23 protein-coding genes are annotated in these 22,429 nt (G+C 66.8%); 18 read left to right on the forward strand and 5 right to left on the reverse strand.

Annotated features, from left to right (window positions below; genetic code table 11):
• A partial coding sequence (locus JHC81_RS06470; RefSeq protein ID WP_292172259.1) for an aldehyde dehydrogenase family protein occupies window positions 1-236 on the forward strand: 236 nt, incomplete at its 5' end.
• An 85-nt stretch (window positions 237-321) separates the two neighbouring features.
• The gene (locus tag JHC81_RS06475; RefSeq protein ID WP_292172261.1) at window positions 322-1,260 is read left to right on the forward strand and encodes a hypothetical protein; all 939 of its coding nucleotides are present in this window, start codon (window positions 322-324) and stop codon (window positions 1,258-1,260) included.
• Between the two features lie 7 nt (window positions 1,261-1,267).
• On the opposite strand, the gene JHC81_RS06480 is transcribed toward JHC81_RS06475, so the two are convergent.
• Together JHC81_RS06480 and secA are read right to left on the reverse strand one after the other, a co-directional pair.
• Entirely contained in the window at window positions 1,268-2,437 is a 1,170-nt protein-coding gene (locus JHC81_RS06480) for an aminotransferase class V-fold PLP-dependent enzyme (RefSeq protein WP_292172262.1), read from the reverse strand.
• An 88-nt stretch (window positions 2,438-2,525) separates the two neighbouring features.
• Window positions 2,526-5,423: a preprotein translocase subunit SecA gene (secA, locus tag JHC81_RS06485; RefSeq protein WP_292172264.1), complete on the reverse strand. Its 2,898-nt coding sequence runs from the start codon at window positions 5,421-5,423 to the stop codon at window positions 2,526-2,528.
• A 245-nt stretch (window positions 5,424-5,668) separates the two neighbouring features.
• Between secA and JHC81_RS06490 the strand changes: the two genes are divergently transcribed.
• From JHC81_RS06490 to JHC81_RS06505, 4 genes are read left to right on the forward strand one after another with little or no spacing between them, the layout of a single operon-like run.
• On the forward strand, window positions 5,669-6,565 hold the full coding sequence (locus tag JHC81_RS06490) for a peptidylprolyl isomerase (protein WP_292172266.1): 897 nt from the start codon (window positions 5,669-5,671) through the stop codon (window positions 6,563-6,565).
• Window positions 6,562-7,944 (forward strand): bifunctional glutamate N-acetyltransferase/amino-acid acetyltransferase ArgJ, encoded by a 1,383-nt coding sequence (argJ, locus tag JHC81_RS06495; RefSeq protein ID WP_292172270.1) that lies wholly within the window; start codon window positions 6,562-6,564, stop codon window positions 7,942-7,944. Before JHC81_RS06490 ends, argJ begins: the two co-directional genes overlap by 4 nt.
• Window positions 7,941-8,351 carry a (deoxy)nucleoside triphosphate pyrophosphohydrolase gene (locus JHC81_RS06500; protein ID WP_292172274.1) on the forward strand — a complete coding sequence of 137 codons (411 nt, stop codon included), beginning with the start codon at window positions 7,941-7,943 and terminating at the stop codon, window positions 8,349-8,351. Before argJ ends, JHC81_RS06500 begins: the two co-directional genes overlap by 4 nt.
• Window positions 8,352-8,375: 24 nt before the next feature.
• Entirely contained in the window at window positions 8,376-8,558 is a 183-nt protein-coding gene (locus JHC81_RS06505) for a Flp family type IVb pilin (protein WP_292172276.1), read from the forward strand.
• A gap of 7 nt (window positions 8,559-8,565) precedes the next feature.
• On the opposite strand, the gene JHC81_RS06510 is transcribed toward JHC81_RS06505, so the two are convergent.
• Window positions 8,566-9,447, reverse strand: coding sequence for a methyltransferase domain-containing protein (locus tag JHC81_RS06510; protein WP_292172279.1), 882 nt, complete (start codon window positions 9,445-9,447; stop codon window positions 8,566-8,568).
• On the opposite strand from JHC81_RS06510, the gene JHC81_RS06515 reads away from it, so the two are divergent.
• From JHC81_RS06515 to JHC81_RS06535, 5 genes are all read left to right on the forward strand, one after another.
• On the forward strand, window positions 9,446-10,249 hold the full coding sequence (locus JHC81_RS06515) for a ComF family protein (RefSeq protein WP_292172283.1): 804 nt from the start codon (window positions 9,446-9,448) through the stop codon (window positions 10,247-10,249). The two genes, JHC81_RS06510 and JHC81_RS06515, sit on opposite strands and share 2 nt — an antisense overlap.
• Window positions 10,250-10,310: 61 nt before the next feature.
• A complete protein-coding gene (gene grxC / locus JHC81_RS06520) occupies window positions 10,311-10,568 on the forward strand; it encodes a glutaredoxin 3 (RefSeq protein ID WP_292172286.1) in 258 nt (85 codons plus the stop codon).
• 9 nt (window positions 10,569-10,577) lie between these two features.
• Complete coding sequence (locus JHC81_RS06525) at window positions 10,578-11,417, forward strand: carbon-nitrogen hydrolase family protein (RefSeq protein WP_292172289.1); 840 nt, start codon at window positions 10,578-10,580, stop codon at window positions 11,415-11,417.
• Window positions 11,414-11,845 (forward strand): DUF1178 family protein, encoded by a 432-nt coding sequence (locus tag JHC81_RS06530; protein WP_292172291.1) that lies wholly within the window; start codon window positions 11,414-11,416, stop codon window positions 11,843-11,845. Before JHC81_RS06525 ends, JHC81_RS06530 begins: the two co-directional genes overlap by 4 nt.
• Entirely contained in the window at window positions 11,845-12,351 is a 507-nt protein-coding gene (locus JHC81_RS06535; protein ID WP_292172293.1) for a GNAT family N-acetyltransferase, read from the forward strand. The genes JHC81_RS06530 and JHC81_RS06535 overlap by 1 nt, the downstream gene beginning before the upstream one ends.
• Before the next feature lie 3 nt (window positions 12,352-12,354).
• Here the strand turns inward: JHC81_RS06535 and ubiG are convergent, their stop codons facing one another.
• Window positions 12,355-13,110 (reverse strand): bifunctional 2-polyprenyl-6-hydroxyphenol methylase/3-demethylubiquinol 3-O-methyltransferase UbiG, encoded by a 756-nt coding sequence (gene ubiG, locus JHC81_RS06540; protein WP_292172294.1) that lies wholly within the window; start codon window positions 13,108-13,110, stop codon window positions 12,355-12,357.
• Window positions 13,111-13,237: 127 nt separating this feature from the next.
• Here ubiG and JHC81_RS06545 point away from each other — a divergent pair, with 127 nt between their 5' ends.
• The 6 genes from JHC81_RS06545 to JHC81_RS06570 all read left to right on the forward strand — a co-directional run bounded on the left by JHC81_RS06545 (window position 13,238) and on the right by JHC81_RS06570 (window position 20,348).
• Window positions 13,238-14,497: an aspartate kinase gene (locus JHC81_RS06545; protein WP_292172296.1), complete on the forward strand. Its 1,260-nt coding sequence runs from the start codon at window positions 13,238-13,240 to the stop codon at window positions 14,495-14,497.
• 52 nt (window positions 14,498-14,549) lie between these two features.
• A complete protein-coding gene (ptsP, locus tag JHC81_RS06550) occupies window positions 14,550-16,817 on the forward strand; it encodes a phosphoenolpyruvate--protein phosphotransferase (protein ID WP_292172298.1) in 2,268 nt (755 codons plus the stop codon).
• Between the two features lie 93 nt (window positions 16,818-16,910).
• Complete coding sequence (locus JHC81_RS06555) at window positions 16,911-18,008, forward strand: helix-turn-helix domain-containing protein (protein ID WP_292172300.1); 1,098 nt, start codon at window positions 16,911-16,913, stop codon at window positions 18,006-18,008.
• A gap of 67 nt (window positions 18,009-18,075) precedes the next feature.
• Window positions 18,076-19,233, forward strand: a complete 1,158-nt coding sequence (gene ispG / locus JHC81_RS06560) for a flavodoxin-dependent (E)-4-hydroxy-3-methylbut-2-enyl-diphosphate synthase (RefSeq protein WP_292172302.1) — start codon at window positions 18,076-18,078, stop codon at window positions 19,231-19,233.
• A gap of 98 nt (window positions 19,234-19,331) precedes the next feature.
• Window positions 19,332-19,811, forward strand: coding sequence for a PEGA domain-containing protein (locus tag JHC81_RS06565; RefSeq protein WP_292172304.1), 480 nt, complete (start codon window positions 19,332-19,334; stop codon window positions 19,809-19,811).
• Between the two features lie 3 nt (window positions 19,812-19,814).
• On the forward strand, window positions 19,815-20,348 hold the full coding sequence (locus JHC81_RS06570; protein WP_292172306.1) for a hypothetical protein: 534 nt from the start codon (window positions 19,815-19,817) through the stop codon (window positions 20,346-20,348).
• Window positions 20,349-20,408: 60 nt separating this feature from the next.
• Here the strand turns inward: JHC81_RS06570 and JHC81_RS06575 are convergent, their stop codons facing one another.
• Window positions 20,409-21,188, reverse strand: a complete 780-nt coding sequence (locus JHC81_RS06575) for a sulfite exporter TauE/SafE family protein (protein ID WP_292172308.1) — start codon at window positions 21,186-21,188, stop codon at window positions 20,409-20,411.
• Between the two features lie 172 nt (window positions 21,189-21,360).
• On the opposite strand from JHC81_RS06575, the gene prfA reads away from it, so the two are divergent.
• The gene (gene prfA / locus JHC81_RS06580; protein WP_292172310.1) at window positions 21,361-22,428 is read left to right on the forward strand and encodes a peptide chain release factor 1; all 1,068 of its coding nucleotides are present in this window, start codon (window positions 21,361-21,363) and stop codon (window positions 22,426-22,428) included.
• Window position 22,429 lies beyond the last annotated feature (1 nt).

The raw sequence follows: 22,429 nt of genomic DNA on the forward strand, positions 1-22,429 counted from the left end.
CCCGCGACTTCGCCGCCCGGGTCAATGTCGGCATGGTCGGGATCAACGTCCCGATCCCGGTGCCGGTCGCCTATCACACCTTCGGCGGCTGGAAGCGCTCGGCCTTCGGCGACACCAACCAGCACGGCATGGAAGGCGTGAAGTTCTGGACCAAGGTCAAGACCGTCACGGCCCGCTGGCCGGACAGCGATCTGGAGCATGCGGACTCCAGCTTCGTCATCCCGACGATGGGGTGATTTTCGCCTTGTCCGCGTTCGGTGCAGCACTTTCCACAAACGGGCGTTAGACTGGGCGATACCGTAAAGCTGTAGAGCCCGTCGCATGCGTCGTTTTCTGGTCTGGACCACCCTTCTGATCATCGTCGGCCTGGCCTTGGCCGGAGCCGGTTACTGGGGCTGGTGGAACTATTTCGCGCGGTTCCAGCCGGTGACGGTCAGTCAGAACCAGGCCGAGATCCAGCGGCTGCTCGACGACGCGCCCTGGGTGTCGCCGGGCGATGTGACGGGTTCGCCGGTCTATGTCGTGGGCTATCGAGACAGTGACGCCCTGATGCGGTTCCAGCGGGAAGAGGGCCCCAAGCTGCGCGCGGCGGGGGCCGACCTGCGCGTGGTGATGTTCGCACGGGCCGATGTGGAGGGACTGGCCCAGTCCACCGCCGCCGAGCGGGCCACCGTGGCCGAGCTGTGGTTGACCCGCGACTGGACGCTGTATCGCCGCTGGACCGACACGCCGGCAGCCAACTGGACGGCCCCGGGGCTGGCCCCTGCGGACGGCGATCTGACCCGCACCGCCATAGTCGCGGGCGGCCGCGACTTCGCCCGCCGCCTGGGTGACCTGCTGGAGCCGAGCGGCGTGCGGGAAGGCTATCCCGTCATTCTGTGGCGTGACCGACAAGGATTTCTGAAGGCCTGCGCCTGCACCGATGCCCGCTCCTGGGCCTATATCCGCGACGATCTGGGCGCACCGGATCGCGTCGCTACGGACGGAGCACAGGCAACCGAGGCCGTGCCGTACGACGAAGGCGGCCCCGCTGTATCGCCACCCGCAGGCACACAGGCTCTGCCCTACCCCGATCTGACCGTTCCGCCGGTCGCGGCACCCGGCCGGGTCGAGGGCCAGCCTCTGCCGCAGGCTGGTCAGGGTTCCGGATCGAGTGCGGGGTCGTCACGCAAGGCTGAACCTTCTCCGCGCCCGACACAGACGCCAAGGTCGCGCACGACGCCCCAGCCCAAGCAGGAAGAAGACACCACCTTCTTCTAGAGGTGCGTCAGAGCACTCGCTCGCAGGTCTCGATCATCCGCGCCAGATCAGCCTCGTCCTGGTACAGGCCAAAGCCGAAGCGGATGGTGTCGTCGCGAACATCGGTGACCACATTGGCCTCCAGCAGCCGCGCCCGCCAGGCCTGGGCCTTGGCGTGGCGCAAGGCCAGGAAGCGTGCGCGGTTGGCGTCATCCGTCATCGGATTCAGGATTTCAGCATCGGCCAGCCGCCCGACCTGACCGCCCTCAACGGCCTGCTGGAAGGTCCGCATCAGGCCGTGGGCATGGGCGGCGATGTCGGCGGTGGTCAGACCCGCCTCGTCCAGCATCCGGCGCACGCCGTTGAAGCGATACAGGGGCGTCGAATCCATCGTCGCGCCCCAGAACCGGCCGGCATCGGCGCGGTACTGAACGCCCTCGGGCGGTCCCATCAGATTGCCGAATTCGGCGAACCAGCCGGTGGATACGGGGCGCGTGCAATAGCCATCTGGCGCATGCAGAATGCCCGCCCCCTCGCCCGACATGGCGTATTTGTAGCCGCCGGTGACGTAGAAGACCTTGTCCGCCACCGCCGACAGATCGGTCGGCGTGGCCATGAAGCCGTGATAGCCGTCCACGACCACCCATGGCCCCGCCGGATCGGCCAGGGCCGCCAGATCCTCCAGCCGATTGAAGCCCTGGCCCGTCTTGAAGAAGATCTGGCTGATCACGATCAGGTCGAAACCACCGCCGCGCGCCGCCTGCACAAACCGCTCGTCGAACGTTTCGAATGGCTCCAGCGGCACGCGCGTGACCACCGCCTGACCCGCCTCTTCCCAGCGCTCGGCTTGGCGACGGAAGGCATGGAATTCGCCGTCGGTGGACAGGATTCGGATTGGCTTGCGCTCGAGACCCGAGATGATCCGCAGCAGGAAGTCATGGGTGTTGGACGCGAACACCACCGTGTCCGGTGACGGCAGGTTCAGTTCGGCCGCCACATGTTTCTGCGCCTCCGGCACCACGTCACCGAAGACGAGGTCCCACTTGCGATCCGCGAACTGATTGGCCTCGACCCAGGCGCGCACCTGACCGTCGAAGCTGGCGTCGGGCCACAGATGATGGCTGTGCGCTGCAAAGTGCAGTCGATCAGGGTCGAGCGACAGGGCACGGGAGAAAAGGTCTTTACGCGCACCGGCCATCAGTCTCTCCGTCGTCAGCACAATCGCCAGAACACGAGCCCGCAGGCACGCTCAAGCAGCGAGCCGCCGCGCGGCAAGCGTTAGCGCCCTAGATAAGCGCCCCGTGGCAATGCTTGAACTTGCGTCCCGATCCACACGGGCAGTCGGCATTGCGCGGCGTGCGCTCCCAATCGGCCGGCAGCAGATCGACGGGCAGGCGCGAACGATCGTCGCCGGTCAACTGGCCTTCCGGGTTCTGGGCCGAGGGATGATTCATCTCGTTCTCGCCCGTGCCGGGGTTCAGGTGGATTTCCTGGAACTCGGGCATGTCCATGGGCGGCGGGGCCTCCTGGAAGCGGAACTCGACCGTCATCAGCCAGCGGGTGACGTTGTGGCGCAGCTCGTACAGCAGCGTCTCGAACAGGTTGAAGGCCTCGGTCTTGTACTCGTTCAGCGGATCGCGCTGGCCATAGCCGCGCAGGCCGATGACGCCGCGCAGGTGGTCCAGGTGAACCAGGTGCTCGCGCCAGGCCATGTCGATCTGTTGCAGCAGAAACTGGCGCTCCAGACCGCGGGTCTGGTCGGCACCCAGCATTTCCAGACGCTCGGCGGCACGGGCGTCGGTGGCGGCGATGATCCGCTCTTCGATCTCCTCATTGGACACGCCTTCCTCGGCCGCCCAGTCATGCAGCGGCAGGTCCAGACCGAGAGTCGACTTCACCTTTTCGTCCAGGCCGTCGATGTCCCACTGCTCGGCATAGGCCTTGGGCGGCATGTGCTTTTCGACCAGGTCGGAGATGACGTCGGCGCGGAACTCGTTGACCAGTTCGGACAGGTCGGTGGAGTCCATGAACTCCTGACGCTGCTCGAAGACGGCCTTGCGCTGGTCGTTCACGACGTCGTCGTATTTCAGCAGGTTCTTGCGGATGTCGTAGTTGCGGGTTTCGACCCGCTTCTGGGCGGTCTCGACAGCGCGGTTCAGCCAGGGGTGCGAAATCGCCTCGCCCTCGGCCACGCCGAAGCTGCGCATGATCGCGTCCAGACGGTCGCCGGCGAAGATGCGCAGCAGGTCGTCCTCGCAGGACAGGAAGAATTTGGACACGCCGGGGTCGCCCTGACGCCCGGTCCGGCCGCGCAGCTGGTTGTCGATACGGCGGCTTTCGTGGCGCTCGGTGCCCAGGACGAACAGGCCGCCGGCGGCCAGAGACTTCTCCCTCTGGACCGCGATCTCGGCCTTGAACTGGGCCTCCATGGCCGCCTCGTCCTCGGGCGTGACCTCGATGGCCAGATTGCGCTGGTCCTGACGCCACTTCTGCAGCTTCATTTCCAGATTGCCGCCCAGCTGGATGTCGGTGCCGCGACCGGCCATGTTGGTGGCGATGGTGACGACGCCGGGCAGGCCCGCGTCGGCGACGATGAAGGCTTCCTGCTCGTGCTGGCGCGCGTTCAGCACGCTGTGCGGAATGCCCTTGCCGGTCTTGACCTCGATGTCGAAATCTTCGTCCTTCAGCGCCTGATAGGCCTTCTTGGCCGCGGCCCGTTCCTTGGGATCGTCGCTGATCACCTGGGCCAGCAGGTGCTGATGCTGCGGCTTCAGCGTCTTGATCCGGACCTCGTAGCTGTGGGTCTTCAGCAGCTCCGACAGGGTCTCGGACTTCTCGATCGACACCGTGCCGACCAGGATCGGCTGGCCCTTGACGTGGCATTCGGCGATCAGATTGGCGATGGCCTGGTTCTTCTCGGCCTCGGTGCGGAAGATTTCGTCGTCGTGGTCGATCCGCTTGATGGGCCGGTTGGTCGGCACCTCCAGCACGTCCATCTTGTAGATGTCGAGGAACTCCTGCGCCTCGGTGGCGGCCGTGCCGGTCATGCCCGCCAGCTTTTCGTAGAGGCGGAAATAGTTCTGGATCGTGACCGAGGCCAGAGTCTGGTTTTCGGGCATGATCTTCACGCCCTCCTTGGCCTCGATGGCCTGATGCAGGCCTTCCGACAGTCGGCGGCCCGACATCATCCGACCCGTGAATTCGTCGATCAGGACGATCTCGCCGGCCTTGATGATGTAGTCCTTGTCGCGCTGGTAAAGCGTATTGGCCCGCAGCGCCTGGTTGACGTGGTGGACCAGGCTAACGTTGGCCGCATCATACAGGCCGGTCGTGTCTTCGGCGAACAGGCCGCGCTCCTCCATGACCTGTTCGATCTTTTCGGAGCCTTCTTCCGTCAGAAGGACCTGACGCTGCTTCTCGTCCAGGTCATAGACCGACTTGTCCTGGATCAGCTCCTTCACGATGCCGTCGACGATCAGATACAGGTCTGAGCGATCCTCGGTCGGGCCAGAGATGATCAGAGGCGTGCGCGCCTCGTCGATCAGAATGGAGTCGACCTCGTCGACGATGGCGAAATGGTGCGGGCGCTGCACCATCTCGGCCCGGTCGTAGACCAGGTTGTCGCGCAGATAGTCGAAGCCGAATTCGTTGTTGGTGCCGTAAGTGATGTCGGCGGCATAGGCGGCCTGACGCTGGCCCGACGACAGGCCGTTGACGATCACGCCGACGTCCATGCCCAGGAAGCGATAGACGCGGCCCATCCATTCGGCGTCGCGGCGGGCCAGATAGTCATTGACGGTGATGACGTGCACACCCTTGCCGCTCAGGGCATTCAGATAGGCGGGCGCGATGGCGACCAGGGTCTTGCCCTCGCCGGTGCGCATCTCGGCGATGCCGCCGTCGTGCAGGATCATGCCGCCGGTCAGCTGGACGTCATACTGACGCTGACCCAGTACCCGCTTGGACGCTTCGCGTGCGACGGCGAAGGCCTCGTTCATGATCTTGTCCAGCGTCTCGCCATTGGCCAGGCGATCCCGGAAGGCGTCGGTCATCATGCGCAGCTCGTCGTCCGACAGGGCGGCGAACTTGTCTTCCAGGGCGTTGATCTTCTGGACCCGCCCCATGAATTCCTTGACCTTGCGGTCGTTGGAGGAGCCGAAAATCTTCTTGGCGATGCCGAGCATGAATGATCCGAAGGCGGGCGAGCGGTTGGGGCTCTGGTACGAAAAACGGTCCCGAAGGAGCGGCGAGGGTTTCGCGCCGAGACGGCGGCCTCTTCGGCGGCGGCCCGTCGCACCTGAAACAGGGCGCGCTGCATGGGGCCGCGCGGACGATGAAACCCCTCGACTTGGGCGCAGGCGGGACTTAAGCACCGACCTTATCCCTGTCAACGCGAGGGCCTTTGCCGCCCTGTGACGGAGCTTGCCTCATGCGGCCTTTTCGCCCCTCCGTGATGACCGTCGCGCCGGTCCTGTTCGCCGCCCTTCTGGCTCTGTCGGCCTGTGGTCGCGCAGGAGGCGATGATCGTCCGCCGGAGGCCAACGACCGGGCTGTGGCCAGGGTGCAGGACCAGACCATATGGGCTTCCGATGTGAAGCGCGAAGCGGTGGCGCAAGGCCTGATCGGCGAGACCGAACCGCTCGACGTCAACGCCGATCTGTTTCGCCGCGTGCTGGACGAGGTCATTGACCGCAAACTGCTGGCCGCCGAGGCGGAACGGCGCGGGCTGGACGACGACGCCCTGGTCCAGCGTCGTCTGGAGGCGACGCGCGAACGCATCCTCGGCGACGTCCTGATCGAGGAGCAGGTCTCGGGCCAGGTCAGCGAGGCCCGCATCCAGGAACTGTATCGCGACCAGGTCCGTCAGGCCCAGACGACCGACGAGGTTCGGGTCCGCCTGATCCTCAGCCGCACACGCGAGGAAGCCGCCGCCGTGATCGGCGTCCTGGCCCAGGGCGCGGCGTTCGAGGCCGTGGCGGCGCAAAGCTCCATCGATGATGCGACGCGCTTTTCGGGCGGCGATCTGGGCTATCGCACCCTCGACGTCCTGCCCCAGGCCTATGCCGATGCCCTGCGCGAACAGCCAGCCGGCTCTACCGTCGGTCCGGTTCAGACGGAGGCCGGATGGGCCGTGCTGCGGGTCGAGGATCGCCGCCGCGAAACGCCGCCGACGCTGGAGCAGGCCCGGCCCCAGATCGTCCGCTTCCTGACCTATGAGGGTATCCGCCAGCAGCTGGAGCAACTGCGGGGACGCGCGAAGATCGAGCGCCTGATCGACGAGCCTGAGGCCGCAGGCTCATCCGCTCCCGCAGGCCCGGCCCAATGAGCAAGACCCCGATGACCGGCCGCTCGACAGGCCAGAAGATCGAACACGCCATCGAAAAGGCTCTGGACCCCCTGGCCACCGCCCTGAAGCGCGCGACCAAACCTGTGCCCCCGCCTGTGGCCGTGGCCCCCGGCAAGCCGGGCCTTCAGGTGTCGCCACTGGCCGTGCCGTTCCCGACCATTCCCCCGATCGCAGGCGTGGAAATCGCCACCGCGCGAGCGGGCTTCTACAAGCACGAACGCGACGATCTGGTCGTCTTTTCCTTCGCGCGCGGGACGACGTGTGCGGGCGTCTTTACCCGCCACAAGGTCGGCTCGGCCCCTGTCGACTGGTGCCGTCGGCATCTGGACGCCAGCGACGGCGGCAAGGATGTGCGGGCCCTGGTCGTCAACGCCGGCTGCGCCAATGCTTTCACGGGCAAGGCAGGAGCCGACGCAGCCCGTCGTACCGCCTCCGAGGTCGCCAAGCGGTTCGGCTGCCGCCAGCGTGACGTCATGCTGGCCTCAACCGGTGTGATCGGTGTCTTGCTGGACGACAGGAAGATTGCCGCCAGGATGCACGACATCGAGGCCGGACTGGATCCCGACGGCTGGGCGAGGGCGGGTCTGGGCATCATGACCACCGACACCTTCCCCAAGGGATCGTTCGCCGAATGCCAGATCGAGGGCCATACGGTCCGCATCGCGGGCATCGCCAAGGGGTCGGGCATGATCGCGCCGGACATGGCCACCATGCTGGCCTTCATCGTCACCGACGCCGACATCCACCCCAGCGTGCTGCGCGCCCTGCTGGGCCTACATGTGAGAACGACCTTCAACTCCGTGACCGTGGACGGTGACACCTCGACCAACGACACCTGCCTGCTGTTCGCCACCGGCGCGTCAGGCGCGCCGCGCATCGGCCGTGTCGGAGATCGGCGTCTGAAATCGTTCTCTGCGGCCCTGGACAAGGTCATGCTCGACCTCGCGCACCAGCTGGTCCGCGACGGCGAGGGCGCGACCAAGTTCGTCAAGGTGACCGTAGACGGTGCCGCCAGCCCGGCCTCTGCCCGCAAACTGGCCAAGTCGATCGCCGACAGCCCCCTGGTCAAGACCGCGCTGGCGGGCGAGGACGCCAACTGGGGCCGCGTCGTCATGGCCGTGGGCAAGACCGACGAGCCGGTCGATCGCGACAGTCTGGCGATCCGTTTCGGTCCGCATCAGGCAGCCATCGATGGGGCACCGGCCCCCAACTACGACGAGGCCATGATGAGCGCCTATATGAAACAGTCCGAGATCGACATCACCGTCGACGTCGGCTCCGGCCGGGCCTCGGCCACGGTCTGGACCTGTGATCTGACCAAGCGCTACATCGAGATCAACGGCGACTATCGCTCGTGACCGACAGCCTACCCACGGTTCTCGTCGTCGCCGCCGCCCTGATCGACACCGACGGGCGGGTGCTGATCGCCCAGCGGCCCGAGGGCAAGGCGTTGGCCGGGCTGTGGGAGTTTCCTGGCGGAAAGATCGAACCCGGCGAGCGGCCGGAACAGGCTCTGATCCGCGAACTGCGCGAAGAGCTGGGCATCGACGTCAATGCGGCCTGCCTGGCCCCGTTCGTGTTTACCAGTCACGCTTACGATTCTTTTCACCTGTTGATGCCACTGTACTTGCTCCGACGCTGGTCGGGCACGGTGCAGCGGCGCGAGCATGCGGCATTGAAGTGGGTGAAGCCGAGCCAGCTTTCGGACTATCCCATGCCTCCGGCCGACGAGCCCCTGGTCGCATGGTTGCGCGATCTTCTCTGACCCGCCTCCGCGTACGGGGAACGAATGCGACACCTGATCTCGCGTTTTCTGGCCGATGAAGACGGGGCGACCGCCATCGAGTACGGTCTGATCGCCGCTCTGGTGGTTGTCGCCGCCCTGGCCGCCCTCAGCCTATTCGCCGACACCAGCACGGGCGTTTTCAACAAGGCCATGAACCAGATCGGCAGCGCGATCACCGGAGCCTGATCAGCCTTTACTTTCCGGTCTGCTCCTTCACGCCGAGAGCATCCGCCAGCCTGACCTTGGCCGATCCTCGCGGCAGGGGCTTTTGCTGGCTTTCGTGTGGCGCCCATCCCGCCAGGTGGATGATCTCGAACGTCGCGGGCACGCGACCATCCGGCCCGGCATGGGCTTCGGCATAGAGGGCCGCCGCTCGGGCCACAATGGCGCGCGTCAACGGGCGTGACGTTCCGGCCAGCACATTGGTTTCCCCCATAGCCCTGAGGTCTCGCACCAGGGCCAGCATGTCCGGATAGCGCACCACCACCCGATCGACATCGCTGACCGGCAGGGCAAAGCCGGCGCGCTGCAACAGGGCGGCTCCGTCGAAGCCGTCGGCAAAGGGCGACACGCGCGCCTGTGCCCCGCCGCGTACTTCCAGCTCGGCCTGGGTCAGAGCCCCGCGCAACTCCTTCAGGGTGCCGGCGCCCAGCAATGTGCCCATGAACAAGCCGTCCGGCTTCAGCGCGCGCCGGATCTGAGCCAGGGCACCGGGCAGGTCGTTGGCCCAGTGCAGGCTCATTAGCGAAACGATCAGGTCCTGCGACTGGTCGGGCAGGGGCAGGGGCTGTGCGCCCGGAGCCGCGCGCGTGTCGGGGTCGGAAATCGCCCTGACCGCTCCGACCCTTGACGCTGCGATACTATCCGCCAGCCGCCGCGCGAACGGGCCCGGATGCGCCGACAGGTCGACGACGTCGGGAAAGTCGCGCAGGATGACCTCCAGACTGTTCACCGCATTCTCGGCGGCGCGGTCGTGCAGGAAGTCGGCTCGGGCGAACAGGCGTTCGCTCCGCGTCAGGCGGGCGGCACGACGGCGAGCATCGAAGATGGCGGGCGGACCGGGGGAGGCGTTCATGGCTGTGCAGGATGGGGGCTGGCGCGCACGATTGAAAGACGTTGGGCCTATCGTCCTGTTCGGTCGGCGTGTGGGGCGCGGACTGGCCGATCTGCTTCTGCCGTCGCTGGCGCATGACAGTCCGGAGGCCACGGCCTCGGCGGGCCTGACACCGGACGCCTGGAGCCGCGTGATCTTTCTGGAAGATCCGGTGTGCGACGGCTGCGGTGCGGCGTTCGAGGCGGACGGTGGGGCCTTTGCCGCCAGCCGATGCGCCGCCTGCCTGGCCCAGCCCTATGCCTTCGACCGTGCGCGAGCGGCCTGCATCTATGACGAGGCGTCGCGGGGACTGGTGCTGAAGTTCAAGCATGGCGATCATCAACCCTTCGCACCCTTGTTCGCGCGCTGGATCAGCCGCTCGGCCGCGCCCTTGCTGGAACGGGCCGATGCGGTGGTGCCCGTGCCGCTGCACCCCCTCCGGCTCATGTCGCGCCGCTTCAATCAGGCCGCAGAGATTGCGCGACCGCTGGCGGCCTCCAGCGGACTGGCCTTCCTGCCCGACGCCCTGGTGCGCCAGACCCATACGACCAGCCAGGGCGGCAAGTCGCTGCGCGGGCGCAGGTTGAACGTGAAAAAGGCGTTTGCCGTCACCGAGGCGGGGCGGCGTCAGATCAGGGGGCGGCGCATCCTGCTGATCGACGATGTGCTGACGACCGGCGCGACGGCCGAGGCGTGCGCGCGGGCGCTGCTGGACGGCGGAGCGCGGGCTGTCGATCTGGCGGTGATCGCGAGGGTGCGAACCGCGAGGGAATTGCCTACATAGGGCGCAACCCCAACCCTCGCCGTTCGGTTAGAGGGTCATCTCGAACCCTCGGAGAACCGCCTTGGCCGACGTCGTCATCTACACCAAACCCGGCTGCCCCTACTGCACCGCCGCCAAGGCCCTGCTGGACAAGAAGGGCGTGGACTTCACCGAGATCGTCGCCTCCAACGACCCGGAGAAGAAGCAGGAAATGATCCAGAAGTCCGGCGGACGCATGACCTTCCCGCAGGTGTTTGTGGGCGAAAAGCACATCGGTGGCTCCGACGACCTGCATGCGCTCGACGCGCGCGGGGGTCTCGACCCGCTGCTGGCCGCCTGACGTCAGCCCATGACCAGCCTGAAGGTCGCCCTGATCCAGACCCGGACACCCGCGACGCCGCAGGCGGCGCTGGAACACGTTGCGCCACTGATCCGTCAGGCAGCGGAGGGCGGGGCGCAGCTCATCCTGACGCCCGAGGCGACCAACTTCCTGATCAAGGACCGGGCAGCTAGGGACGCGGTCCTAACCGACGCTGACGCCGATATGGTGGTTCAGGGCCTTCGCGATCTGGCCCGCGAGTTGAAGGTCTGGCTGCTGATCGGTTCGGCCATCGTCAAATCGGGCCATGACGGCGACGACCGCGCGGCCAACCGCTCGATCCTGATCGACGACACCGGCGCGGTGGTCGTCATTTATGACAAGCTGCACGTCTATGACGTCGATCTGCCGACGGGTGAAAGCTGGCGCGAAAGTGCCTCGATCCGCCCGGGCGACGCCGCTGTGGTGGCCGATACGCCGTGGGGCCGGCTGGGGCTGACCATCTGCTACGATGTCCGCTTTCCGCATCTGCATCGGGCGCTGGGCAAGGCGGGGGCCTCAATGATCGCCGTGCCTGCCGCCTTCACCGTCCCGACCGGAGAGGCGCACTGGGAGACCCTGCTGCGAGCGCGGGCCATCGAGAGCGGGGCCTATATCCTGGCTCCGGCCCAGGCTGGTCAGCACGAAGACGGTCGTCGCACCTGGGGTCGCTCCACCGTGGTCTCTCCCTGGGGTGAGGTGGTCGCCAAGCTGGACGACGACGCGCCCGGGGTGCTGTTCGCCACCCTGGACTTCGACGCTGTCAGCCGGGCGCGCGAGGCCATTCCGCAACTAACTCACGACCGCGACTTCGCCCTGCCCGACGCATGATCCGCTATGCCCTGAAATGCGAGCACGACCACGGCTTCGAGGCCTGGTTCAGCGCCTCTGCCGACTATGACGACCAGGCGGCGCGCGGTCTGATCGAATGCCCGTTCTGCGGCTCGCGCGATATCGGCAAGCAGATCATGGCTCCCGCTGTCGCGGGCACGCGCAAGTCAGCGCCCTCTGCCGATCCCGCCGCGGTTCAGACCATGATGATGCGGGCCGCCCGCGAGGTCCGATCCCATGTCGAACAGAATTTCGACTACGTCGGCGACGCCTTCGCCCGCGAGGCCCGCGACATCCACGAGGGCCGCTCCGAGAAACGCGAAATCTATGGCGAGGCGACGCCCGCCGAGGTGAAGAAACTGCGGGACGACGGCGTACCTTGTGCGCCCCTGCCCTCCCTGCCGCCAGACCCGTCCAAGGCGCACTGATGGCCGCCTCTGCGCTGGCTTGGCGTCTGATGACCGAAGCCGACATCGACGGCGTCGTCACCGTCGCGCGGCAGTCGTTTCCCGATCACTTCGAGAGCCGGGCCTGTTTCGAGAACCGGCTGGCGCTCTGCCCGACCATGTCGTTCGTCTTGGCCGACGCCGAGGATACTGTGCGCGGCTATCTGTTCGCCTATCCCTGGGAGGGCCAGACCGCCCCGCCGCTGAACACCCTGATCGAGGCCATCCCGGCGGATGCCGATCGCATCTATCTGCACGACCTGGCGCTCGATCCGGCGGTGCGCGGCGGCAGGCATACGCGCGCCATCGTCGAGCGTTTGATCGATCAGGCGCGGGCGGAAGGCTGGACAACCATGGCGCTGGTCGCGGTGAATGACGCGACGGCCTTCTGGCAACGGATGGGTTTCCAGCCGGTCACGTCTCCGACGCTGGCCGCAAAACTGGCGAGTTATGGCGACGACGCCCGCTACATGCTCCGGACCCTCTGACGATCAGTCCTTGGTGGCGATCATCATGTAGTTGATGTCAGCCTCGCCCTCGCTCCAGCAATCGTTCAAGAGGTCGTATTCCAGGCCGTAGGGGCCGGTGACGGTGACCGGCTCAGCGGCCAGCATGGCGCGGATCTCGTCAGGCTTCAGGAACTGCCGCCAGTTGTGGGTGCCTGCGGGCACCCAGCGCAGCACATATTCCGCCGCGACCTTGCCCAGCAGCAGTCCCTTCAGCGTGCGGTTCAGGGTAGCCACGATCATGAGGCCGCCCGGCTTCAGCAGTCGCGAACACGAACGCGCAAAGGCTTCCGGATCGGCGACATGTTCGATGACCTCCATGGTCAGGACGACATCGAACGGCCCCGCGCCCTCTGCCTCCAGCTGCTCGACCGTGGCGGCGCGATAGGCGATGTCGAGACCGGTCATCTCGGCATGAGCCCGCGCCGTGCCGATGTTCTCGGACGAGGCGTCGATGGCGGTGACCTCGAAGCCCAGCCGCCGCATGGGCTCTGCGATCAGACCGCCGCCACAGCCGACGTCCAGCAGGCTCAAGCCCGCAAAAGCTTCACGCTGGCGGATGTCCCGCCCGAACCGCTCGGCGGCCCGATCGCGCACGAAGGCCAGTCGCGCGGGATTGAACTTGTGCAGCGGTGCGAACGGCCCGCGCGCGTCCCACCACAGCTCCGCCTGAGCTGAAAACCGCGCCACATCGGCCGGATCGATCGAGGGGCCAGAAGCCCGGGCGTCGGTGGTGTCCATAAGACCCTGTTGCCTTTGGGGTTTGCGCGTCGTCCGCCGGTCGCTAGAAGCAACCGTGGCTGCGGGAGTGAACCCTGACGCCATTCGATACCATACAGCCTCATGGCACAGGGAACGACACGCTGAAATGACGCGGCTGGTGATGAAATTCGGCGGCACCTCGATGGGCGACCTCGAGCGTATCCGCCGGGCTGCCCGGATCGTCGCCGCAGAGGCCGCGACGGGCAAGCAGGTCGCCGTCGTCGTTTCGGCCATGGCGGGCAAGACCAATGAGCTGGTGGCCTGGACCGACGGCGCGGGCCGACCCGGCGAGGGCGTGGCCATGTCGGACGACGAATACGACGTGGTCGTGGCCTCGGGCGAGCAGGTGACGGCGGGCCTGCTGGCCCTGACCCTGCGCAACATGGGCCTGAATGCGCGCAGCTGGATGGGCTGGCAGATCCCCATACTGACCGACGACGCCCACGGCCGCGCCCGTATCGAGGACGTGCCGGGCGAGGTTCTGGGGGCAGCGATGGACGCGGGCGAGATCGCGATCGTCCCCGGCTTTCAGGGCGTGACCCGCGACGGGCGGATCACCACCTTGGGGCGCGGCGGCTCGGATACGTCTGCGGTCGCCGTGGCAGCGGCGCTGTCGTGCCCGTGCGACATCTATACCGATGTGGACGGCGTCTACACCACCGACCCCCGCATCGAGAGTCGGGCCAGACGTCTGGAAAAGGTGTCCTACGAAGAGATGCTGGAAATGGCCTCGCTGGGGGCCAAGGTGCTCCAGACCCGATCCGTCGAACTGGCCATGGCCAAACAGGTGCCCGTGCGGGTCCTGTCCAGCTTCATCGAACCTGACGAAAACGGCGCGCTGCCCGCCAATGCCGGCACCCTGATCTGCGACGAGGAGGAAATCGTGGAAAAACGTATTGTGTCCGGCGTGACCATGAGCCGTGACGAAGCCCGCATCACCCTGCTGGGGCTGGCGGACCGCACCGACGCGCCAGCCGATGTCTTCACCCGCCTGGCCGAGGCCAATGTGAACGTGGACATGATCGTCCAGTCGCAGGCCCGGACCGAAGGCGCGGTCAATCTGACCTTCACAACCGGTCGCAGGGATGCCCAGCGTGCCGCCGAGCTGATGCGGGCCGAACAGGCCCAGATCGGCTTTGAGGAACTGCGCGTCGATGAGGACGTCGCCAAGGTCTCGGTCGTCGGCGTCGGTATGCGCAGCCATGCGGGTGTCGCCCAGACCATGTTCCGCGCCCTGGCCGACAAAGGCATCAAATTCCAGGCCATCTCGACGTCCGAGATCAAGATCAGCGTCCTGATTGACGCTGCCTATGCGGAACTGGCCGTCCGCGCGCTTCATTCCGCATACGGTCTGGAAGCGGTCTAGGAAACGACACACCGAGCGCCCATCTGCGGCGTGAGCTTTACGGGAGGGCAGATTGGCGGCTGGCGGATTGACGACGAGGGGGCCGCGCAGCCTGCTTCGCCAGATCCGCGAGGCGATGGCCGGCGCGGCTCCGGCCCAGGAGCGTCTGGATCATGTGGTGCGCACCATCGCCCAGTCGATGGTGGCCGAGGTCTGCTCCATCTATCTGCGCCGGTCGTCGGGTGAGCTGGAGCTGTTCGCCACCCAGGGTCTGAAGCCCGAGGCCGTACACAATACCCGCCTGCGCCCTGGCGAGGGTCTGGTCGGCGAGGTGGCCCGCACCGCCCAACCGATCAGCCTGTCGGACGCCCCGTCCCACCCCAGCTTCTCCTACCGTCCGGAAACGGGCGAAGACCCCTATCACGCCTTCCTGGGCGCGCCCCTGCTGCGCGGCGGCCGGGCCATCGGCGTGCTGGTCGTCCAGAACCGCTCCGAGCGTCGCTATGACGAGGAAGAAGTCGAGGACATCCAGACCATCGCCATGGTCCTGGCCGAGACCGTGGCGTCCGGCGAACTGCTGGCCCAGGACGAACTGCGCGATATCGAGGTCGCACCGCACCGTCCGGAGCGGCTGAAGGGCCAGAGGTTCGCCGAGGGCCTGGCTTACGGCCACGTTGTCCTGCACGAGGCACCGGTGCCGCCTGAGAACCTGCTGGCCGAGAACCAGCAGGTTGAGGAAATCCGTCTGCGCGAGGCCCTGATCGGGCTCAAGGCCCACATCGACGCCATGCTGGAGGGCGGTCGGGTCAAGCTGGCGGGCCAGTCGTTCGAGGTGCTGGAAACCTACCGGATGTTCGCCGACGACCGCAGCTGGAACCGGTCGCTGGAGGAGGCGGTGCGGACCGGCCTGACCGCCGAGGCCGCCGTTGATCGTGTGCGCAACGAACACCGCGCCCGCTTCGCCCAGGCCCGCGACCCATACATCAAGGAGCGGCTCCACGACTTCGAGGACCTGGCCAACCGCCTGCTGCGGTTTCTGGCCGGGGACAAGCCGGGCGAGAGGGACCTGCCTGACGACGCCATTCTGGTGGCGCGCAACCTGGGTCCCGCCGATCTGCTGGAATATCCCCGGCACAAGCTGAGGGGGCTGTTGCTGGAGGAAGGCTCGGCCGCCAGCCACGCCGCCATCGTGGCGCGCGCGCTGCAGATACCGTGTGTCGGTCGCCTCATGGGCCTGCGTGACCGCCTGTCCGAGGGCGATCTGGTCATCGTCGACGGCGAAACGGGCGAGGCCTATCTGCGCCCGCGACCCGACATGCTGGCCGCCGTCCAGTCGCGGATGGAGGTCCGCAGCCAGCGGCAGGCCGAGTTCGCCAAGCTGCGCGACGTGGACGCCGTCACCCGTGATGGTCAGCGGATCACGGTCCTGACCAATGCCGGTCTGGCCGTCGATCTGGAGAATCTGGACGCGACCGGGGCCGAGGGCATCGGCCTGTTCCGCACCGAGTTCCAGTTCATGGTGTCCGAGGAGTTGCCGCGGCTGGACAGCCAGACGGCGCTCTACAAACTGGTGCTGGATACGGCTGGCGACCGCCCCGTCACCTTCCGCACCCTCGATATCGGCGGCGACAAGGTGCTGCCCTATCTGGAGACCGAGCGGGAGGAAAACCCGGCTCTGGGACGGCGTGCCATTCGTCTGGGCCTGGACCGGCCCGGCCTTTTGAGATTGCAGCTACGGGCCCTTCTGGCGGCAGGTGCAGGACGCGAACTGCGCGTCATGTTCCCCATGATCGCCACCGTGGACGAGTTCAGGGCCGCGCGGGAACTGGTCGATGTCGAATGCGAATGGGCACGCAGGCGAGGGCGCGAACTGCCGGCCCTGCTTCGTGTCGGGGCCATGATCGAATGCCCCAGTTTGCTGTGGCATCTGGATGCCTTGCTCCCCCTGACGGACTTCGTCTCGGTGGGAACAAACGATCTGTTCCAGTACATGTTCGCGGCCGACCGGACCAATCCGCTGGTATCGGACCGCTACGATCCGCTCTCGCCGCCTGCGCTGAGAGCCCTCGCCGAAATCCAGCGCAAATGCGCCGACACGGGTACGCCGGTGTCCGTCTGCGGCGAACTGGCCGGGCGGCCGCTGGAGGCCTTTGCCCTGCTGACCCTCGGCTTCACCCGGTTGTCGGCACCGGCAGGTGGGGTGGGGCCGGTCAAGCGGATGATCCTGTCCGCCGATCTCGGTGCCGCCAGGCGGGCCATGACCGGCCTCCTGGGCTCCTCGGCCGGGTCGATCCGGGGTGAGCTGGAATCCCTGGCGCGCAAGCTGAACGTCATTCTGTAGGCCCGGCGTTGAAGCGGTCTGTGCCGTGTTCTATGCACGGACAGGTCTGCGGCGGCGTCGTGCGACCGAGGCATTGCTGACGAGGACGGCCTGATGGCGAAGAGAAAGGGGGCGGTCTCCACGGATGTCGGCCCTCGCGCCGATCCCGCCGACGCCTCGGTCGAGGATGCGCTGACGCTGGGCGATGCCCTGCGGGCCGCGCGTGAGGCCAGCGGTCGCTCGCTGGCCGAGTTGTCGACCCAGACCCGCGTCCATACCCGCTATCTGACCGCCATCGAGCAGAACGACTTCTCCATCCTGCCCAACCGGGTGTTTTCGATCGGCTATGTCCGCTCCTATGCGGCGGCCCTGGGACTGGACGAGCAGACGGCGGTCGAGCGGTTCAAGCGCGAGAGCCCGGACCCGACCGTGCCGCTGCAGGCCCCGTCCGGCATCGCCTATGAGGATGTGAAGCGAAACTCCGGGCGTCTGGCGGTCGTCGGCGGGATACTGCTGGTCGCCGTCGTCGGCTGGAACATCTTTCAGCGCGTCAATCTGGTCCAGGCTCCGCGCCCGTCGGACATCGCCCAGGTGCCACCGAACTGGACCACCGAAAAGGCGCTGGACAAGACGGGCCTGCGTCTGGCTCCGCCCGAGCCCGCGCCCGCCGACCAGACCGTGCCCCAGCTCTATGTGACTCCGGGCCTGGAGATGCAGATGACGGGCATCGCCGCGCCGACGCCCGAACAGCTGGCCGCCGAAGCCGCCTCGGCCCAGCCCGTGCGCAAGGCCTTCAACCCGCGCGGGGCCCTGTATGGCGCGCCCGCCACGGCGTCGCAGGTGGTAATCCAGGCCACCCGGTCGGCCAATATCGTGGTCCGTCTGCCCGACGGGCGCATCCTGTTCGCGCGACAGTTGAACGCGGGGGACGCCTGGCGCGCCCCTATCGGTCTGTCGGCGACTCTGGACGTCTCCGAGCCGGCGGCCTTCGATGTCTACATCAATGGCGAGTTCGCCGGGGCCATGCCGGCGCTGCAGGTGCCGCTCGGGCAGTTCAACGCCCGCGCCGAGGCCCAGCTGCGTCAGGCGGCCGCCGAGACTGCCGCTCGCGTCCAGCAAGCCCAGCAGGCCTCTCAGGCGCGTGCGGCGGCACAGCCTCGCCCCACCGCTGTCCCAGCCACGGCCCCTGTCCCGGCCCCGCCCGCGCGATAGGGCTGCGTCGCCACTGTCTTGGCCTTGTCGTGGTCTTGTGAGTTGGCATGCCCTATATTCCACGACCATGAGCGCTGATCACTCCTCCGAACTGGGTCACGTCCGTCCGTGGCGGCATATCGAACGGCGCAAGAGCCGTCAGATCATGGTCGGCAATGTTCCCGTCGGCGGCGGCGCGCCGATCACCGTCCAGTCGATGACCAACACCCTGACCTCGGACGCCGCGGCGACCCTGGAGCAGATTCGTCAGCTGGAAGAGGCCGGGGCCGATATCGTCCGGGTCTCCTGCCCCGACGTGGAATCGACCGCCGCCTTCAGGACCATCGCCCGCGAGTCCCGCGTGCCGCTCGTCGCCGACATCCATTTTCATTACAAGCGCGGCATCGAGGCGGCCGAAGCGGGTGCGGCCTGCCTGCGCATCAATCCCGGCAACATCGGCAGTCCCGACCGCGTCCGCGACGTCATTCAGGCGGCCAAGGATCACGGCTGCTCCATGCGCATCGGTGTCAATGCCGGCTCGCTGGAGCGTGAACTGCTGGAGAAGTACGGCGAGCCCTGCCCCGACGCCATGGTCGAGAGCGCGCTGAACCATGCCCGCATCCTGCAGGACCACGACTTTCACGCGTTCAAGATTTCGGTAAAGGCGTCCGACCCCTTCCTGACCGTCGCCGCCTATCAGCAACTGGCCGAGGCCATCGACTGTCCTCTGCATCTGGGCGTGACCGAGGCGGGGCCCTTGCGCACCGGCACGATCAAGTCGGCCATCGGCCTGGGCTCCATGCTGTGGGCCGGGATCGGCGACACCATACGCGTTTCCCTGGCCGCCGATCCGGTCGAGGAGATCAAGGTCGGTTTCGATATCCTGAAGTCGCTGGGTCTGCGCCACCGGGGCGTCAACATCATCGCCTGCCCGTCGTGTGCGCGTCAGGGCTTCAATGTCATCGAGACAGTAGGGGTTCTGGAGGAGCGGCTGGCCCACATCACCACGCCGATGTCGCTGTCCATCATCGGGTGTGTCGTCAACGGCCCGGGCGAGGCACTTTATACCGACGTCGGCTTCACCGGCGGGGGTGCGGGCTCCGGCATGGTCTATCTGAACGGCAAGATCGCCCACAAGCAGCACAACGACGGCATGATCGAGGAGATCGTCGCCCAGGTCGAGGCCAAGGCGGCGGAACTGGATGCGGCCCGGGCCGGGCAGGCGGCGCTGGAAGCCGCGGAGTAGTTGTGTCGAAAACCGGCGATTGACGACGCAACCGTCGGATGCGACATGGGATTCAAGGCCTGCCAGGGGGGTAGGCTTTTCCAATCTTCGGGGCTTTCATGACTTCCAGAACTTTCACGCGCTTCGGCGTGCGTGCAGTCGCGCTTGCGGCTGTCGCCATCACGCTCCCGGCCTGCGCCACTATCACGCGCGGGTCCAGCCAGGACTTCACTGTGGAAAGCACGCCTCCCGGCGCACGGGTTTCGACGTCCAACGGTTTCCAGTGCGATTCGACGCCCTGCACCTTCCGCATGCCGCGCAAGAACGGTTTCCGCGTCACTGTTTCGCGTGAAGGCTATGTGAGCCAGGAAGTCGAAGTGACCAGCGGCGTGTCGGGCGGCGGGGCCGCGGGCATGGCCGGCAATGTGGTCTTTGGCGGCGTCATCGGAGCGGTCGTCGACGGCACCTCCGGGGCCATGAAGGACCTGTCGCCGAACCCCCTGGTGGTCGTGCTTCTGACGCCAGCCGAACAGCGGGCCGCCGACGCCGAGCGCGCCCGTGCCGCAGCCGCTCAACCTGCTCCTACAGCCGGGAACTGATCCATGACCCTCAAACCATTTGCTGCGGCACTGGCTGCAGTGTCGCTCCTCAGCGTGGCAGCCTGTGCCACGCCTTCCCGCCCCGAGATGATGGTCCTGCCGGCGACGACGGGCCTGACCGCCTCATCCGGCGATCTGGGGTATCGGTCGGTCACGACCGTGAACGTCAGCGGCGGAGAGGACACCAATCCGCTCTGGACCTCGCAGGTTTCCAACGAGGACCTGAAGACAGCGTTGGAGCAGTCGCTGGAAGCGGCTGGCTATATGGGATCGTCCGGCCCGCCCATGACGGTTACGGCCAATATGATCGAGCTCAATCAGCCGATGATGGGTCTGGACCTGAGCGTCACCAGCCGGATCCAGTATCAGGTCACCAGCAATGGTCGTGTCGTATTCAACGATACGGTCGCGGCGACCGGAACGGCGACGATGGGCGACGCCTTCGCCGCCGTCGAGCGCCTGCGCATCGCGAACGAGAAGTCGATCAAGGAGAACATCAAGCAGTTCCTGACGCGCTTCCGGGCCACCGCACGCTGATTGCAGCAACTGTCTCGAGACAGGCGGGACCGGCCGAGCGCTGGTCCCGCCTTTTTCGTGTCAGGCGACGATGCCCGCCAGTTGCAGGCCCTGGAAGATCGACAGGATCAGCAGCAGGCTGCCCACCGCATAGGTCAGCACCTTGCGCGGGACCTTCTTGACGATCAGCCCGGCGAACGGGGCGGCGATCAGTCCGCCGGCGACCAGGCCCGCCACGGCGGCGAAATGGTTCTCCAGCGCGCCTGCCTCTTCCCAGTGACCGGTGACCAGGGCCCAGACGAAAGTGGCGCTGATGGCCACCGTCAGGAAAAACTCGGCGGTGTTGACCGTGCCGATGGCGCGGCGCGGTTCCTGACCGGCCCCGACCATGGCCGAGGAGACCGTCGGGCCCCAGCCGCCGCCGCCGATGGCGTCCAGAAAGCCGCCGACGACGCCGACGGGGGCCATTAGCCAGGACGGCAGGCGGCGCGGGTGGGTGTCATGTCCCGCACGCCACAGGATCCAGATACCGATGACGGCCAGATAGGCGATCACGAACGGTTTGATGACGTCGCCCTCGATGCCCGCCAGGACATAGGCTCCGAACACGCCGCCGATGATCCCGGCCAGGGCCAGCGGGACGAACAGTCGCCATTCCACATTCCTGTGCCAGACGTGACTGCCGGCCGAGGCACCGGTGGTGAAGACCTCTGCGGCATGCACGCTGGCACTGGCGGTCGCGGGCGGCACGCCCAGCGCCAGCAGGACCGACGACGAGATGACGCCGTAGGCCATGCCCAGGGCTCCATCGATCGCCTGGGCCAAGAGGCCGACCATCAGAAACAGCAGGAAGGTTTCCATTCAGCCCCCGACGGAGACACCGCAGCGCGGCGCTCCCGTTTCGATGTAATGCGCCATGAGGCAAAGCGTTACTGGAAGCACCACGAAAATCCGTGGCGGGACCCACGCATCGACAGGCGCAGGCTGACGGGGTAAGGCTCCGCCCCTTTTCAAGACCCAGGATTTACCGCCCTTGCGACTGCCCCAGGCCCGGCTCGATCAGGTGCTCGACCGCTTCCACCAGGTGGAGGCGCGGATGGGTGCGGCCACGGACGGTCAGGAGATCGTGCGCCTGTCCAAGGAACACGCCGAGATGAAGCCGGTGGCCGATGCGGTCATGGCCCTGGCGAAGACCCGTGCGGAGATGGCTGATCTGGAAGCCATGGCGTCTGATCCCGAAATGGCCGAGATGGCGGCGGAGGAGCTTCAGGCCCTGCGCGACACCTTGCCCGAGATGGAGCGGGAGGTGGCGCTGCTGCTGGCCCCGCGCGATGCGGACGAGAATGCCAGCGCCGTGCTGGAAGTCCGGGCGGGGACCGGCGGGGACGAGGCGGCGCTGTTCGCGGGCGACCTGTTCCGCATGTACAGCCGCTATGCCTCCAGCCGGGGCTGGCGGGTCGAGGTGGACAGCCTGACCGAGGGCGACGCCGGGGGCTACAAGGAGGTCATCGCCACGGTCACGGGCGAGGGCGTCTTCGGTCGGCTGAAGTTCGAGAGCGGCGTGCACCGGGTGCAGCGCGTGCCGACTACGGAATCGCAGGGCCGCATCCACACCTCGGCGGCGACGGTGGCTGTACTGCCCGAGGTCGAGGACGTCGAGATCGAGATCCACGACAAGGACATCCGCATCGACACCTACCGGTCGTCGGGCAGTGGCGGCCAGCACGTCAACACGACCGATTCCGCCGTTCGGATCACCCACCTGCCGACCGGTATCATGGTGACGTCGTCTGAGAAATCTCAGCACGTGAACCGCGACAAGGCGATGAAGAACCTGCGGGTGCGGCTGTACGACATGCAGCGCCAGGCCAAGGATCTGGCCCGTTCAGATACGCGCAAGAGCCAGGTCGGGTCCGGCGACCGGTCCGAACGCATCCGGACCTACAACTTTCCGCAGGGGCGGGTCAGCGATCACCGGATCAACCTGACCCTGCACAGCCTGCCGCAAATTCTGGAGGGGGACATCGACCCACTGCTGAACGCCCTGATCGCCGAGGACCAGGCCGCGCGCCTGGCCGATCTGGAAGCCGAACTGGGCTGAG

It is taken from the genome of Brevundimonas sp. (assembly GCF_016463295.1).
In the GTDB taxonomy this organism is placed as follows: Bacteria; Pseudomonadota; Alphaproteobacteria; order Caulobacterales; family Caulobacteraceae; genus Brevundimonas.

Coding starts and splice junctions, on each gene's coding strand:
- JHC81_RS06475 (WP_292172261.1), top strand. CDS start 322: ATGCGTCGTTTTCTGGTCTGGACCACCCTTCTGATCATCGTCGGCCTG.
- JHC81_RS06480 (WP_292172262.1), bottom strand. CDS start 2,437: ATGGCCGGTGCGCGTAAAGACCTTTTCTCCCGTGCCCTGTCGCTCGAC.
- secA (WP_292172264.1), bottom strand. CDS start 5,423: ATGCTCGGCATCGCCAAGAAGATTTTCGGCTCCTCCAACGACCGCAAG.
- JHC81_RS06490 (WP_292172266.1), top strand. CDS start 5,669: ATGCGGCCTTTTCGCCCCTCCGTGATGACCGTCGCGCCGGTCCTGTTC.
- argJ (WP_292172270.1), top strand. CDS start 6,562: ATGAGCAAGACCCCGATGACCGGCCGCTCGACAGGCCAGAAGATCGAA.
- JHC81_RS06505 (WP_292172276.1), top strand. CDS start 8,376: ATGCGACACCTGATCTCGCGTTTTCTGGCCGATGAAGACGGGGCGACC.
- JHC81_RS06515 (WP_292172283.1), top strand. CDS start 9,446: ATGGCTGTGCAGGATGGGGGCTGGCGCGCACGATTGAAAGACGTTGGG.
- JHC81_RS06510 (WP_292172279.1), bottom strand. CDS start 9,447: ATGAACGCCTCCCCCGGTCCGCCCGCCATCTTCGATGCTCGCCGTCGT.
- JHC81_RS06525 (WP_292172289.1), top strand. CDS start 10,578: ATGACCAGCCTGAAGGTCGCCCTGATCCAGACCCGGACACCCGCGACG.
- JHC81_RS06530 (WP_292172291.1), top strand. CDS start 11,414: ATGATCCGCTATGCCCTGAAATGCGAGCACGACCACGGCTTCGAGGCC.
- JHC81_RS06535 (WP_292172293.1), top strand. CDS start 11,845: ATGGCCGCCTCTGCGCTGGCTTGGCGTCTGATGACCGAAGCCGACATC.
- ubiG (WP_292172294.1), bottom strand. CDS start 13,110: ATGGACACCACCGACGCCCGGGCTTCTGGCCCCTCGATCGATCCGGCC.
- JHC81_RS06545 (WP_292172296.1), top strand. CDS start 13,238: ATGACGCGGCTGGTGATGAAATTCGGCGGCACCTCGATGGGCGACCTC.
- JHC81_RS06555 (WP_292172300.1), top strand. CDS start 16,911: ATGGCGAAGAGAAAGGGGGCGGTCTCCACGGATGTCGGCCCTCGCGCC.
- ispG (WP_292172302.1), top strand. CDS start 18,076: ATGAGCGCTGATCACTCCTCCGAACTGGGTCACGTCCGTCCGTGGCGG.
- JHC81_RS06565 (WP_292172304.1), top strand. CDS start 19,332: ATGACTTCCAGAACTTTCACGCGCTTCGGCGTGCGTGCAGTCGCGCTT.
- JHC81_RS06570 (WP_292172306.1), top strand. CDS start 19,815: ATGACCCTCAAACCATTTGCTGCGGCACTGGCTGCAGTGTCGCTCCTC.
- JHC81_RS06575 (WP_292172308.1), bottom strand. CDS start 21,188: ATGGAAACCTTCCTGCTGTTTCTGATGGTCGGCCTCTTGGCCCAGGCG.